Origin of the sequence: Paenibacillus sp. J22TS3, from assembly GCF_018403205.1 — a bacterium.
GTDB classification, from domain to species: domain Bacteria; phylum Bacillota; class Bacilli; order Paenibacillales; family Paenibacillaceae; genus Fontibacillus; species Fontibacillus tuaregi.
In genome coordinates this window covers 59,282-72,818 of the sequence record NZ_BOSF01000013.1, presented here as the reverse complement: position 1 = coordinate 72,818, position 13,537 = coordinate 59,282, and the positions used below count along the sequence as shown (strand labels likewise).

At 48.5% G+C, this 13,537-nt stretch carries 13 protein-coding genes and 1 rRNA gene; 12 read left to right on the top strand and 2 right to left on the bottom strand.

What is annotated here, in order from left to right; genetic code table 11:
- The first annotated feature begins 138 nt into the window (after positions 1 to 138).
- Positions 139 to 255 (top strand): 5S ribosomal RNA (gene rrf / locus KJS63_RS25430).
- Between the two features lie 142 nt (positions 256 to 397).
- Positions 398 to 565 (top strand): hypothetical protein, encoded by a 168-nt coding sequence (locus tag KJS63_RS25425; protein WP_187386150.1) that lies wholly within the window; start codon positions 398 to 400, stop codon positions 563 to 565.
- 81 nt (positions 566 to 646) lie between these two features.
- On the opposite strand, the gene KJS63_RS25420 is transcribed toward KJS63_RS25425, so the two are convergent.
- Entirely contained in the window at positions 647 to 1,798 is a 1,152-nt protein-coding gene (locus KJS63_RS25420) for a type II asparaginase (RefSeq protein ID WP_213621587.1), read from the bottom strand.
- Positions 1,799 to 2,442: 644 nt separating this feature from the next.
- Here KJS63_RS25420 and KJS63_RS25415 point away from each other — a divergent pair.
- The 7 genes from KJS63_RS25415 (at position 2,443) to pssA (ending at position 10,437) form a co-directional block, all read left to right on the top strand.
- Positions 2,443 to 2,907, top strand: coding sequence for a CtsR family transcriptional regulator (locus KJS63_RS25415; RefSeq protein ID WP_068620482.1), 465 nt, complete (start codon positions 2,443 to 2,445; stop codon positions 2,905 to 2,907).
- A 25-nt stretch (positions 2,908 to 2,932) separates the two neighbouring features.
- The gene (gene mcsA, locus KJS63_RS25410; protein ID WP_213621586.1) at positions 2,933 to 3,451 is read left to right on the top strand and encodes a protein-arginine kinase activator protein McsA; all 519 of its coding nucleotides are present in this window, start codon (positions 2,933 to 2,935) and stop codon (positions 3,449 to 3,451) included.
- A 12-nt stretch (positions 3,452 to 3,463) separates the two neighbouring features.
- Entirely contained in the window at positions 3,464 to 4,522 is a 1,059-nt protein-coding gene (gene mcsB, locus KJS63_RS25405) for a protein-arginine kinase McsB (protein WP_213621585.1), read from the top strand.
- Between the two features lie 52 nt (positions 4,523 to 4,574).
- Complete coding sequence (gene clpC / locus KJS63_RS25400) at positions 4,575 to 7,016, top strand: ATP-dependent protease ATP-binding subunit ClpC (RefSeq protein WP_213621584.1); 2,442 nt, start codon at positions 4,575 to 4,577, stop codon at positions 7,014 to 7,016.
- Positions 7,017 to 7,197: 181 nt separating this feature from the next.
- The gene (radA, locus tag KJS63_RS25395; protein ID WP_068620475.1) at positions 7,198 to 8,565 is read left to right on the top strand and encodes a DNA repair protein RadA; all 1,368 of its coding nucleotides are present in this window, start codon (positions 7,198 to 7,200) and stop codon (positions 8,563 to 8,565) included.
- A 13-nt stretch (positions 8,566 to 8,578) separates the two neighbouring features.
- Positions 8,579 to 9,655 (top strand): DNA integrity scanning diadenylate cyclase DisA, encoded by a 1,077-nt coding sequence (gene disA, locus KJS63_RS25390; RefSeq protein ID WP_068620473.1) that lies wholly within the window; start codon positions 8,579 to 8,581, stop codon positions 9,653 to 9,655.
- Positions 9,656 to 9,708: 53 nt separating this feature from the next.
- Positions 9,709 to 10,437, top strand: a complete 729-nt coding sequence (gene pssA / locus KJS63_RS25385; protein ID WP_068620472.1) for a CDP-diacylglycerol--serine O-phosphatidyltransferase — start codon at positions 9,709 to 9,711, stop codon at positions 10,435 to 10,437.
- 88 nt (positions 10,438 to 10,525) lie between these two features.
- Here pssA and KJS63_RS25380 read toward each other — a convergent pair whose 3' ends face one another.
- Positions 10,526 to 10,921 carry a nucleoside triphosphate pyrophosphohydrolase family protein gene (locus KJS63_RS25380; RefSeq protein WP_068620469.1) on the bottom strand — a complete coding sequence of 132 codons (396 nt, stop codon included), beginning with the start codon at positions 10,919 to 10,921 and terminating at the stop codon, positions 10,526 to 10,528.
- 215 nt (positions 10,922 to 11,136) lie between these two features.
- Here KJS63_RS25380 and KJS63_RS25375 point away from each other — a divergent pair, with 215 nt between their 5' ends.
- The 3 genes from KJS63_RS25375 (at position 11,137) to ispF (ending at position 13,487) form a co-directional block, all read left to right on the top strand.
- A complete protein-coding gene (locus KJS63_RS25375) occupies positions 11,137 to 12,225 on the top strand; it encodes a PIN/TRAM domain-containing protein (protein ID WP_068620467.1) in 1,089 nt (362 codons plus the stop codon).
- A 62-nt stretch (positions 12,226 to 12,287) separates the two neighbouring features.
- A complete protein-coding gene (gene ispD, locus KJS63_RS25370; protein WP_213621583.1) occupies positions 12,288 to 12,998 on the top strand; it encodes a 2-C-methyl-D-erythritol 4-phosphate cytidylyltransferase in 711 nt (236 codons plus the stop codon).
- Positions 12,999 to 13,487 carry a 2-C-methyl-D-erythritol 2,4-cyclodiphosphate synthase gene (gene ispF, locus KJS63_RS25365; RefSeq protein ID WP_213621582.1) on the top strand — a complete coding sequence of 163 codons (489 nt, stop codon included), beginning with the start codon at positions 12,999 to 13,001 and terminating at the stop codon, positions 13,485 to 13,487.
- Positions 13,488 to 13,537: the final 50 nt, after the last annotated feature.

Here is a 13,537-nt window from a genome sequence, read left to right as displayed (position 1 = left end):
TGGAAGTGCAGCAATGCATGGAGCTGACCAGTACTAATCGGTCGAGGGCTTATCCAAACAAATACCCCGAGCATGACGGGGATGCGCAAGTTCGTTTCGTATCTAGTTTTCAGGCGATCAAGCCTGAATAGCAATCCGTTTGGTGGCGATGGCGGAGGGGTTCCACGCGTACCCATCCCGAACACGACCGTTAAGCCCTCCAGCGCCGATGGTACTTGGGCCGCAGGGTCCTGGGAGAGTAGGACGCCGCCAAGCGAAAAGTAAGCCTTATCGAATAATCGATAAGGCTTTTTTATGTGTTAAATTTTTTATCTGCAACGCAGTTCAATTAACGTATAGATACAGCTGATTCTGAAACAATAAGAGAGCAATTTTAAATTTAGGAGGTTGATTTCAGATGAGTAACAAAATTGAAGCGATCCGTGCAGATCATCAGAATTTTTTGGACAAGACAGAGGATGAAGTTAAGGCGGTCCCTGCTACAACCGATGTTAATGAGGCTGTGGAAGCCATTACTGCGCATATTAATAAATATGATGTGCCCGAGGAAAAAGAAGGGGATTAATTGGAAGCCAGCAAAGAACCGTCAGAGATCTCTGACGGTTCTTTTATTTGTTCTGTAGATGGAGGAAGGATATTAGTACGATTAATATTCATTAAAGAAGGTTTGGATTTTGTTGACATCATTGGTTAGAGTTAAGGCCAGCATAAGGAGGATACGCGACTTTTGTGGATTTAGTGAATCTGAGGACACAAAGTTTCTCTTAGCGTCTTCGGATGAAGGAGCGACTGTCCCACTCCCTACCCGCGTTGAACGGACGATAAGCACACCCTTTTTCCCGGAATCAATGGCTCCGGCCTCAGAAGCGCTGGATAGCGAACCGTCACCAGAACCGGCAACGACAATCCCTTTGGCCCCAGCAGCCACAGCAGCATCGTATAAGTATCTGCCGTTATTCTCATATTCATATAGGACATCAACTTGAGGAAGCTTGTCGAGCTTGGAAATGTCGAACGGGGTGCTTGTTGTATGTTTACGGGTAGGTTCATTATAGTAGTATACTTTATCGCCAACTACAGCGCCGAGATAGCCCTGTTCCGAGGATTTGAATGTATCTACAGCAGTGGTGTTGGTCTTGGTGATATACCGGGCAGCACCGATTCGGTCATTAAGCATGACGAGGACACCCTTTCCGTCCGACTGCTTGTCGGCGGCAACCTTTACAGCATTATACAGGTTGAAAGGACCATCGGCGCTCATCGCGGTGGCAGGTCGCATTGACCCTACTACGACAACGGGCTTATCACTTTTGACAACAAGATTCAGAAAGTAGGCCGTTTCTTCCAGGGTGTCCGTTCCATGAGTAATTACGATGCCGTCAACATCATTGCGGGCAAGCAGTTCGTTGACACGTTTTGCAAGTTTTAACAAAATTTCATTGGTGATATCCGGACTACCAACGTTGGCAATTTGTTCTCCACTTACATTAGCCATACTCTTCATTTCTGGAACTGCATTAATGAGTGTATCAACACCAAGTGCTCCTGCCTTATAACCCGTTGTATCGGTGTTTGAGGCAGATGATCCGGCTATAGTTCCACCGGTGGCCAGAATTTTGATATTGGGTAACGCCTTAGTGACGGAAGGAACTGTAGATGTAGAATTCACAGCTACTATCTTGCCTGTAGTTACGAATTCGTTGGCTTGAGCAGAAGAAGGATTTAATCCAGTAAGAAGTGTTGTAGTAAATAAGGTACCTGTTAATAGTGATACAGCGAAGAATTTTTTGTAGTTCATAGAAGTTGATCCCCTTTCACTTATGTGAGTATCATGGTCGGTTGTACATTCAGTAAATAAGCAGCAGCTTGTCTAAGTAAGAAATCGATAACTTCAGCTCCTTTCTTAATTCTATGTAATGTTATCTTACAAGAAGGCAACTTATTTACGAAAGTATATATGAAAATCATACGATTCGACAATAGAAATGTTAGGTTTTATTACATAAATAAATCGAGCTCCAACGATAGATTTATTTTATTACCCCTGAATGGCTACAAGTTAAATGGTTTCAAAGCGTGGGTTAATGGCTATGTAAATTAATTGGAGGGTCGAATGGACAGGATGTAGGATGGGTAAAGTATAACTAGAGGTGGATAAACAGGATTTTGCTAAGACCTGACCTAGAGAGCGCTTATAGATCCAATGGATTTTAGACTGAATATAAAAAGGGCCTTGGCAAATGAGGAAAATATGATATAATAAATTCAAGGTCAAAGAAAGTCAAAGTCAATTCGATGTATAGTTATTATTTCTTTTACCCGATTTATTATTCGATGTCTTAAAAGTTCAGTTGTTGGATTTGACTGCAGGTTGACTTTATCAGGAGATCGTTTTTGCCGTTTCGTAATGGCTAGACGCTTCAGCAGTGGAGGGATGAGTGAATGCGAAATATCTCCGATATTATAGAAAAATATCTCAAGAGTATTCTGCATGAAAGTCCTGAGGGAACCATTGAGATCCAGCGCAATGATTTAGCCGATAAATTCTCCTGTGTGCCTTCCCAAATCAACTACGTGATCAGCACAAGGTTTACTTTGGAGAAAGGGTACCTGGTGGAAAGCAAGCGCGGCGGAGGCGGATATGTCCGAATCCGCAGGATTGAGCTGCCTGGCCCGACCTCATTGCATACTCATCTGCATCAGACGATTGGAAATGAGATGGGTCAAGCAGCCGCTGAGGGATTAATCTATCAATTGGTTGAAGCACGTGTGATTACTGAACGTGAAGCCAATCTGATGAGGTCTGTAGTATCTAGAGAGGTGCTTGCGCTCAAGCTTCCTTATCGGGATGAGATTCGTGCAAGAATTATGAAAGCTATGTTGATATCATTATTAGTTAAATCTTAAGCCACAGTTAAAGGAGGGACATCTTGTGCTTTGTCAGGAATGCGGTAAACGTCCGGCTTCTCTTCATTTCACCAAAATTGTGAACGGAGAAAAAACGGAATTTCATATTTGTGAAGCCTGTGCCAGAGAAAAAGGCGAGATGATACCGGGAACTTCAGGTGGTTTTTCTATTCACAGCTTGTTATCCGGATTGCTGGATATTGGTCCTAGCGGAAAGCAGGTAACCAGCAAGAACACAGAGAATCTTCAATGTAAGGAATGCGGAATGACCTATTCCCAATTCAGTAAGGTGGGAAGGTTTGGATGCAGCTCTTGTTATAAATATTTTAACGACCGCTTGGACCCTCTCTTCAAGAGAGTGCACGGTAACACCACCCATATGGGTAAAGTGCCGGTTCGTATCGGCAGCCATATTCAGACCAAGCGTAAGATTGACGAGTTGCGGCAGCAGCTGCAGATGATGATTGTGCAGGAGGAATTTGAGACTGCGGCTAAGCTTCGGGATCAGATCCGGGAACTTGAGAAGGAAATTTCATCAGAATAGGGGGAATGCGTTATGCCAAATCTCCGGTTTACAGATCAGCCGCTCAGTGAATGGATGAGACATAGAGGAAATGAATCCGATATTGTCATCAGCAGCCGGGTACGGATTGCGCGGAACCTTCAACATCTGGCTTTTCCAATGCTGGCCACTAATCAGCAGTCTGAAGAGGTGCTGAAGCAGCTAAAAGAAGTCCTTGGCGACAACCGGTTAGGTGAATATGGTCGACTGCATCTCCTCCTGCTTGATGAAATGGAAGATTTGGACCGTCAGATTCTTGTGGAGAAGCATTTAATTAGTCCTAACCTTGCCACGGAGTCGCGAAATGGAGCGGTCATCATTAGTGAGGACGAGAGTCTTAGCATCATGATTAATGAGGAGGACCATCTGCGTATTCAGTGCCTGTATCCCGGTTTTCATGTCCATGAGGCTTGGGAGAGAGCGACGGCTGTAGATGATATTTTTGAAGCTCATGTGGATTATGCCTTTGATGACAAAAGAGGTTATCTGACCAGTTGTCCTACAAATGTAGGGACAGGTCTTAGAGCTTCAGTCATGATGCACCTGCCTGCCTTAGTTCTGACGCAGCAGATTAACCGGATTCTGTCGGCAGTAACCCAGGTGGGTCTGACGGTCCGGGGGATTTACGGTGAGGGCAGTGAGGCTATGGGTAACTTGTTTCAAATCTCAAATCAGATTACACTGGGACAAAGTGAAGCTGAAATTATTGAGAACCTGCATGGTGTCGTGCTGCAAATTATCGAGCACGAGAAAACGGCCCGTCAGAAGCTTCTCCTGGAATCCAGGCTTCGTATGACTGACAGGGTCATGCGGTCTTACGGTATCTTATCGAATGCCGCTATTATTGATTCCAAGGAAGCTGCACAGCGCTTGTCGGATGTGAGACTGGGCATTGACCTGGGCTTGATTGACCATTTGTCGGCTTCCGAGCTGAATGAGCTTACGGTGCTGACACAGCCAGGTTTTCTGCAAAAGAAGTTCAATGAACATATGGACCGCGGAGAACGGGATATGTACAGGGCCAAGTTGATTCGCGAGAAATTGGGTAAATAAATGCAATGAGTTAGACATGCGATTCTTACCATATTATGGAGGTGTAAGGGATATGATGTTTGGAAGATTTACGGAACGCGCACAGAAAGTGCTGGCTTTGGCTCAAGAGGAAGCAGTTCGTTTGGGGCATAATAATATCGGCACCGAACATATATTGCTGGGTCTGATTCGGGAAGGCGAAGGGATTGCAGCTAAAGCGTTAATCGGACTGGGTCTGGGTCTTGAGAAGATTCAGGATGAAGTAGAGACTCTGATTGGCCGCGGACAAGAGCAGCCAACCAATATCGCATATACACCGCGTGCCAAGAAGGTTATCGAACTGTCCATGGATGAGGCGCGGAAGCTGGGACATACCTATGTCGGTACCGAGCACATTCTGCTTGGGCTAATCCGTGAAGGGGAAGGCGTGGCAGCACGCGTTCTGAACAACCTGGGGATTAGTCTGAACAAAGCCCGTCAGCAGGTGCTTCAGCTGCTTGGAAGCAGTGAAGCTGTATCAAGCCACCATGGCACTCCGGCAAATGTGAACACACCAACCTTGGACAGCTTGGCCCGTGATCTGACGGCGACAGCCAAGGAAGGCAATCTTGATCCGGTGATCGGCCGCAGCAAGGAAATTGAACGTGTAATTCAGGTTCTGAGCCGGCGGACCAAGAACAACCCAGTGCTTATCGGTGAGCCGGGTGTTGGTAAGACAGCTATCGCCGAAGGATTGGCTCAGAAGATCATTAACAATGAGATACCGGAAATTCTCCGGGAGAAGAGAGTTATGACACTCGACATGGGTTCGGTTGTAGCCGGGACCAAATACCGCGGTGAATTTGAGGACCGCTTGAAGAAAATTATGGATGAAATCCGCCAAGCGGGTAACATCATTCTGTTCATTGATGAGCTGCATACCCTGATCGGTGCAGGGGGTGCTGAAGGCGCGATCGATGCCTCCAATATTCTTAAGCCAGCTCTGGCCCGTGGCGAGCTTCAGTGCATCGGGGCAACAACCCTGGATGAATACCGCAAGTATATCGAAAAGGATGCCGCCCTGGAACGGCGCTTCCAGCCTATTACCGTGGATCAACCGTCTCCTGAAGAAGCCATTCAGATTTTGCATGGTCTCCGGGACCGTTATGAAGCGCATCACCGTGTGAAAATTACCGATGAGGCAATCGAGCAGGCAGTAAAATTGTCTGACCGGTATATTCCTGACCGCTTCCTTCCAGATAAGGCGATTGACCTTATCGACGAAGCCGGATCTAAGGTTAGACTGAATTCTTATACGGCACCACCTAATTTGAAACAACTGGAGAGCCGCCTGGAGGATATCCGCAAGGAGAAGGACGCTGCTGTTCAAAGCCAGGAATTCGAGAAGGCTGCCGCTCTCCGGGATACGGAGCAGAAGATCCGCGAAGAGTTGGACGTGACGAAGAATCAATGGAAAGAGAAACAGGGGCGTACGGATTCCGAGGTTACTCCGGAAGACATTGCTCAGGTCGTGGCAAGCTGGACGGGTATCCCTGTCAGCAAGCTGAAGGAAGAGGAAACCGAGCGTCTGCTTAACATGGAGCAGATCCTTCATGAACGTGTAATCGGGCAGGATGAGGCGGTTAAGGCCGTCAGCCGTGCGATTCGCAGGGCCCGTGCAGGTCTTAAAGATCCGAAGCGGCCAATGGGCTCCTTCATTTTCCTCGGACCTACCGGGGTAGGTAAGACGGAACTAGCCCGTGCTCTTGCTGAGGCTATGTTCGGTGATGAGAACGCGGTGATCCGGATTGACATGTCCGAGTATATGGAGAAACACTCCACAGCCCGTCTGGTTGGAGCCCCTCCAGGATATGTAGGTTATGAAGAAGGCGGCCAGTTGACTGAGAAGGTTCGCCGCAAGCCTTATTCCGTAGTGCTGCTTGATGAGATTGAGAAGGCGCATCCTGAAGTGTTCAACATTTTGCTTCAAGTGCTTGAGGACGGTCGTCTTACCGACTCTAAAGGCCGTGTTGTAGACTTCCGCAACACCCTGATTATTCTCACTTCGAACGTAGGGGCAGACGTAATCAAGAAGAATACAACGCTTGGTTTCACTGCTGTGAACGATGCGGGTGCCAACTATGAGACGATGAAGGATAAAGTGATGGGTGAGCTCAAGAAGAGTTTCCGTCCAGAGTTCCTGAACCGGATTGATGAAACGATCGTCTTCCACTCCCTGGAAGAAGTTCATATTTCCGAAATCGTGACCTTGATGTCCGAGGAGCTTCGCAAACGGCTGCGTGAATATGATGTGGACTTCCTGCTCACAGACAAAGCCAAGGCATTCCTGGCCAAAGAAGGCTTTGATCCGGCTTACGGTGCGCGTCCACTCCGCCGTGCGATTCAGAAGCACATCGAAGACCGTTTGTCTGAAGAGCTTCTGACCGGCACAATCAAAAAAGGAGATTCCCTGGTGATCGACGAAGAGAACGGGGCTCTCACGGTGAATCGAACAGGCACTTTATCACCAAACTAAACTAAATACAGGCAAAAAGGGGCTGCACTTCATCTGATTAACCTTCAGATGAAGCAGCCCTTTGTTTTTTGATATAACATTTTCATTAGAACTTTACGATAAAACAGTATAAATGGTAAACTTTGATTGTTATACCGGTTGAATTACGGGAATATATTTTGCAGATGGTTAGGAGAAGTACATGGCCAAAATTAAGACCAAGTTCTATTGTACGGAATGCGGTTACGAATCCCCGAAATGGTATGGCAAGTGCCCGGGCTGCAGTGCCTGGAATACCATGATTGAGGAAACAGAGAAAGTCGTAAAGACACAAGGGCTGACATCGGGGCTTTTTCAAACTAAGGAAAAGGCCCAGCCCATCATCAATATAGAGAGCGGTAAAGAGCCGCGTGTTCAGACTGGAATCGGAGAGTTAAACCGTGTCCTTGGCGGAGGGGTTGTTCCGGGCTCACTTGTACTGGTTGGCGGTGATCCGGGAATCGGCAAATCCACACTGTTGCTTCAGACGTCTTATGAGATGGCCCGCGCAGGACTTCGTGTACTGTATATTTCAGGAGAAGAATCCGTACGGCAGACCAAGCTGCGCGCTGAACGCCTTGGTGCGCTGTCGGAGGAGCTTTTTGTGCTGTGCGAGAGCAATATGGATAGCATTGAGGAAGCGATTGAGAGCGTATCGCCTGACTTTCTGGTCATCGATTCGATTCAGACTGTATATTTACCTGAAGTGACCAGTGCGCCGGGAAGCGTGTCCCAGGTCCGTGAGTGTACCGCAAGATTTATGAGAATCGCCAAGGGACAGGGCATAGCCACGGTGCTTGTCGGCCATGTTACCAAGGAGGGCGCTATTGCCGGTCCACGGCTGCTTGAGCATATGGTGGACTGTGTGCTTTATTTTGAAGGTGAACGGCATCATTCCTACCGGCTGCTCAGAGCGGTGAAGAACCGTTTTGGTTCCACCAACGAAATCGGGATCTTCGAAATGAATGAAGTAGGTCTTACGGAAGTTACGAATCCGTCTGAATTGTTCCTGTCGGAGCGTCCGCTTGGGGTGGCCGGTTCGACTGTAGTCGCCAGTATGGAAGGGACGCGTCCTATGCTGGTGGAGCTTCAGGCGTTGATCTCCTCGACTCATTTTCCTTCACCAAGGCGGATGGGGACAGGAGTGGATCATCACCGGATGAATCTGATTATTGCCGTTCTTGAGAAAAGAATGGGCATGTTCCTGCAGAATCAGGATGCCTATGTGAATGTGGCGGGCGGTGTCCGGCTGGATGAGCCGGCTGTCGACCTGGCCATCGCGGTGAGCATTGCTTCCAGCTTCCGGGACATTCCGACCAAGCCCGATGATGTCATCTTCGGAGAGGTTGGATTGACCGGGGAGGTAAGGGCGGTGTCCCGTGTGGAGCAGCGGGTAAGAGAAGCGGAGAAGCTCGGATTCAAACGGGTCATTCTGCCAGAGAAAAGCCTTAAGGGATGGAAGAGCCCCAAAGGTATTGAGCTTGTCGGCGTGAACACCGTTGCAGAGGCGTTAGCTGTTGCGTTAAATTAGGGGGCACTTAAAGATGAAAGAACCTAACCAATTGGAGAAAATGAACGATCTGCTCAGACTCGTCGCACCGGGAACGGCATTCAGGGACGGTCTGGAGAATGTGCTGCGGGCGAAGACGGGCGGCCTGATTGTGGTCGGATACAGCCCAGAGGTCATGGAGGTGGTGGAGGGGGGATTCTCCATCAACTGTGATTTCTCGCCGAACTACCTGTATGAGCTCGCCAAGATGGATGGAGCCATTATTCTTAGTGAGGACTTGAAGCGGATTCTGTATGCAAATACGCAGCTGATTCCCGATTCCTCGATTTCTTCTGCCGAAACGGGAATCCGTCACCGTACAGCGGAGCGGGTAGCGAAGCAGACCGGCAAGCTGGTGGTATCCATTTCGCAGCGCCGTAACATTATCACCTTATACCAAGGTGGTTTGCGTTATGCGCTCAAAGAGATTGGCGTGATTCTGACCAAAGCGAATCAGGCAATTCAGACGCTGGAGAAGTATAGATCCGTGCTCAATCAGTCCTTGACCAACTTGACAGCATCGGAGTTCGAAGAGCTGGTCACTCTGCCGGAAGTGATTAATGTGATCCAACGGGTGGAAATGGTGATCCGGATTAAGCTTGAAATCAAAAGATTCATCAACGAGCTTGGTACGGAAGGCCGCCTGATTAGCATGCAGATGGAAGAGCTGGTCAGCAACATGGAAGAAGAAGCCTGGCTCTTGTATAAGGACTATGCCCGTGAGGACCAGGAGGAGTATATCCGTGATCTGATCTTAGGTCTGAAACGTTCTTCCGATGAGGAATTGCTTGATGTGGTGCACATTACCAAGCTGCTCGGATATCCTGCGGCTTGGGCTTCTTCCGAAGAGCTGATCTCCCCGCGCGGTTACCGCGTGCTGAACAAAATTCCGCGGCTGCCTAACGTAATTGTTCACAATTTGGTTGAGCGGTTCGAACAGCTGCCGGGAGTTATGATGGCTTCCATTGAAGAGCTGGATGAAGTGGATGGAATTGGCGAGGTGCGGGCACGTGCAATTAAAGAGGGGCTAAAGCGCCTTCAGGAACAAGTATTTATTGACAGACAAATTTAATTCCCATACAATCAAAGGATGAACCTGAGGCATAATATATATGAGGTGAAGAGATGATTACTAAATCGATTCCGAACATGTTTACCTTGGGTAACTTGTTTCTCGGAATGGTCGCGATTATGTTGGCATTTAACGGGAGGTACAGTTTGGCGGCAATCATGGTTATTGTAGCCATGCTGCTGGATGGTCTGGATGGACGTGTAGCCCGTGCGCTTAACTGTCAAAGCGAATTTGGAAAAGAACTCGATTCTCTCTCGGATGTCATTTCCTTCGGGATTGCACCCGCTCTGCTGATGTACATTATTTCCTTTCAAGATATGCCGGTCGCTCTGGCTTGGATCGTGACCGCTATTTTCCCAATGTGCGGTGCATTGCGCCTTGCGAGATTTAATGTGAAGCCGGGAATTCCTGGATATTTCATTGGACTTCCAATTCCGGCCGCCGGTAGCGTGCTTGCCACGTTGTCGTTATTTCACAAAGAAATTACAGCCCCTTATTTTATTATAGCGATGCTTCTGCTTTCTTATTTGATGGTGAGCTCCGTAAGATATCCGAATTTCAAGAAAATTGGACTTCCCAGAAAAGCGCTTTGGTTCGCACCATGGGTCGTACTGGTTGCTGTGGTGGTGGCCGTAAGATTCCCGGACCAATTGACCAAACTGATTTTTGTGCCTCTTGTGATCTATGCGCTGTATGGGCTTAAGCAGAATATTGAAAGATTGTTCGGCAAAAGGGGTCCGCATTCGCACTCTTCCGATGAGCCTTACCGCTCCAAACATTAATTGATACAGGTTACCCTACAGTTTGATAAACAAACAAAAACACTGGTCCAGCAGGGCCAGTGTTTTTTGCATTTTTTATCGGGATATCTTAAGACAGATTGAACAATCCAAGCGTGGAGCATTTCTGGGATTCCCTTTGAACGACATCATCCATGTTAATATCAAGCAGATTACATAAGGCAGACATATAAAACAAGTTGCGGCCCAGTTCTGAACTAACCGCTTCCCTGCAGTTCTCGCAAAGCTCTCCCTTTACGTGCTTGCCGGCCACTTCCTTGGCCTGTTCAAGATCGATACCGGGTTCAAAGGTTTGCTTGGTAGCATGAAGCTCAATGCATCCGCACTCTGTGACGGCTTTAGTTACCGCACGGATGACGGAAGCATTGCTTTGTCCATTTTTGGACAGGACATCGAGCAGACTGCGGTGACGGAGCAGCAATTCGGAAACTTGTTCTTGAAAAGACTGTAAGCTAAGTGTGCTCATATTTTCCATCCACCTTATATTATGAATTGAATACATTATAGATCACCTTTTCCCTCTGGATCAAGCAGAAATCCCACAACCAAGGGCTTTGAGAGAGATTAGGACATTTCGGACAACTCGAAAAAAAAGTTCAATCCGCTAGATTACCTCTGCAAAAAATGGATCATACTGGATAAAGAACAGATGTACAAAATTTCAAGGAGGTGAAGGAACATATGGTAAAGAGAACCTTTCTGATTCTTGCCGGGTTGATTGGAGCATGGTCAGGTTATACATCCCAGGGACTGGTTGATGTGATGCCGGCTTCATTTCAATCCTTCATGGATCAAATAGGCCCCCTGGGTCAGCATCTTCTTTTCGCTGTGGTGGGCGCCTGTCTCTTTATGTTCCTCTTTTCATTATTTGCGGAGAATTTGTCCGGGCGTATTCGGGCAAGTATTCAGGCTTTAACTCAAATCCCTATGGGAAAATTGGCTGCGGGTACGGCAGGTCTTACTGCAGGACTTCTTCTTTCGTTAATGGTCTACCCCGGTTTGACTTGGCTTGGAAGCTTGAGGGAAGCAGTGCAGCTTGTAATTACGTGGGCGTGCGGTTACATCGGCCTGCGGGTAGGGATCGAGAAGAAAGATGAGCTCTCCTCTTTGTGGAAATCCGGGAGATGGGGCTCGGATCAGCGTGAAGAAGAAAGCTGGACTCAAGAGCATAAGATCCTTGATACCAGTGTGATTATCGACGGACGGATCGCGGACATTTGCAAGACCGGTTTTATCGAGGGGACCATTGTGATCCCGGAGTTCGTACTGGAAGAGCTTCAGCATATTGCCGATTCTTCTGATCTGCTTAAGCGGAACCGGGGCCGCAGAGGGCTGGACATCCTGAACAAAATCCAGAAGGAACTCGATGTGAAAGTTCTGATCTACGAAGGGGACTTTGAAGATATCTCCGAGGTGGACAGCAAGCTGGTAAAGCTGGCTAAGGTGCTGCAGGGCAAAGTGGTGACCAACGACTTCAATCTGAATAAGGTCTGTGAGCTTCAGGGGGTATCCGTGTTGAATATCAACGATCTGGCCAATGCGGTGAAGCCGGTTGTGCTTCCGGGCGAGGAGATTATGGTTCAGGTCATCAAGGACGGCAAAGAGCATGGCCAAGGTGTGGCTTACCTCGATGATGGAACCATGATCGTGGTGGAGGGTGGACGGGATTACATCGGCACAGTGACTGAAGTGCTGGTGACCAGTGTGCTGCAGACCTCGGCGGGCCGAATGATCTTCGCGAAGCCAAAATTGTTGGAAAAAGCCCAGTAAACACGGTATGATGGGAAAGGCTGTAGAGAGCGGGCAGCTTACTATGATACGGTGAGGCAGGGATGACAGTGGTAGTGAACAATCAGGACGCAGCGGTCATCGTGGTGGCTGCCGGCAGAGGGACCCGAATGGGAACCGTGGAGAGCAAACAGTATTTGCTCCTGCAGGACAAGCCCATCATCATCCATACGCTTGAAGTGTTTGACCGTCTTCCTTTTATTAAGGAGATCATCCTGGTAACAGGTGAGCAGGATGTGCCAAGGTGCCAGGAATGGGTGAAGACGTACGGATTGGAGCATACAGTAAATGTGATCCCGGGCGGGGCTGAACGCCAGCACTCGGTGTATAAAGGATTGCTTGTAACCCATTGTGAATGGGTATTGGTTCATGACGGGGTAAGACCCTTTGTGACTGGAGATCAGGTGACGGCTTGTTACACAGCCGCGAAGAAGGAAGGGGCAGCGATCCTGGCGGTGCCGGTGAAGGATACCGTCAAACAGGTGAACGACCAGGCATGGGTTACCGCGACCCCTGACCGCCGCAGCTTGTGGGCTATTCAGACCCCGCAGGCTTTTCGGCATTCCGACCTGCTTAAGGCTCACCAGAACGCAGCCAGTGAGGGCTTTCTCGGCACCGATGACTCCATGCTTGCCGAGCGGATCGGCATACCGGTCAAGGTGGTGGAAGGAAGCTACAGCAACATCAAGATTACCACACCGGACGATTTGGATTATGCCGAATTTATCAGAAGGAAAGAGACGGGGGAGAGGTAAATGTTTAGAGTGGGGCAGGGCTTTGATGTGCATCAATTGGTAGAGGGCAGACCTTGTATTATAGGTGGCGTTACCATCCCTTATGAGAAGGGGCTGCTTGGACACTCTGATGCGGATGTGCTGCTGCATGCCATCAGCGATGCCATTCTGGGAGCAATTGGGGAAGGGGACATCGGGAGACATTTTCCGGACACGGACCCCGAGTTCAAGGATGCGGACAGTCTGAAGCTGCTTGAGGAAGTCTGGGCGATGGCTGTGAAGAAGGGCTGGAAGCTGGGGAATCTGGATGCGACCATTATCGCACAGCGTCCAAAGATGGCACCGTATATTCCTCAGATGGTTGCAGTCATTGCCGCTGCGCTCGGGGCTGAGCCCGATCAAGTGAATGTTAAAGCAACAACCACTGAACAGCTTGGGTTTACCGGAAGAGGCGAAGGGATTGCGGCACAGTGTGTTGTCGGTCTTGTTCAAGATGTGCTATCATCTTGAGAATACGGGCTGGACGAGAATTTTGGCATAGTGGGTAATGGTTTTATATC

Bases quoted from the DNA above. Each gene is read 5' to 3' on its own strand.
- KJS63_RS25425 (WP_187386150.1), top strand. From the start codon at position 398: ATGAGTAACAAAATTGAAGCGATCCGTGCAGATCATCAGAATTTTTTG.
- KJS63_RS25420 (WP_213621587.1), bottom strand. From the start codon at position 1,798: ATGAACTACAAAAAATTCTTCGCTGTATCACTATTAACAGGTACCTTA.
- KJS63_RS25415 (WP_068620482.1), top strand. From the start codon at position 2,443: ATGCGAAATATCTCCGATATTATAGAAAAATATCTCAAGAGTATTCTG.
- mcsB (WP_213621585.1), top strand. From the start codon at position 3,464: ATGCCAAATCTCCGGTTTACAGATCAGCCGCTCAGTGAATGGATGAGA.
- clpC (WP_213621584.1), top strand. From the start codon at position 4,575: ATGATGTTTGGAAGATTTACGGAACGCGCACAGAAAGTGCTGGCTTTG.
- radA (WP_068620475.1), top strand. From the start codon at position 7,198: ATGGCCAAAATTAAGACCAAGTTCTATTGTACGGAATGCGGTTACGAA.
- disA (WP_068620473.1), top strand. From the start codon at position 8,579: ATGAAAGAACCTAACCAATTGGAGAAAATGAACGATCTGCTCAGACTC.
- pssA (WP_068620472.1), top strand. From the start codon at position 9,709: ATGATTACTAAATCGATTCCGAACATGTTTACCTTGGGTAACTTGTTT.
- KJS63_RS25380 (WP_068620469.1), bottom strand. From the start codon at position 10,921: ATGAGCACACTTAGCTTACAGTCTTTTCAAGAACAAGTTTCCGAATTG.
- KJS63_RS25375 (WP_068620467.1), top strand. From the start codon at position 11,137: ATGGTAAAGAGAACCTTTCTGATTCTTGCCGGGTTGATTGGAGCATGG.
- ispD (WP_213621583.1), top strand. From the start codon at position 12,288: ATGACAGTGGTAGTGAACAATCAGGACGCAGCGGTCATCGTGGTGGCT.
- ispF (WP_213621582.1), top strand. From the start codon at position 12,999: ATGTTTAGAGTGGGGCAGGGCTTTGATGTGCATCAATTGGTAGAGGGC.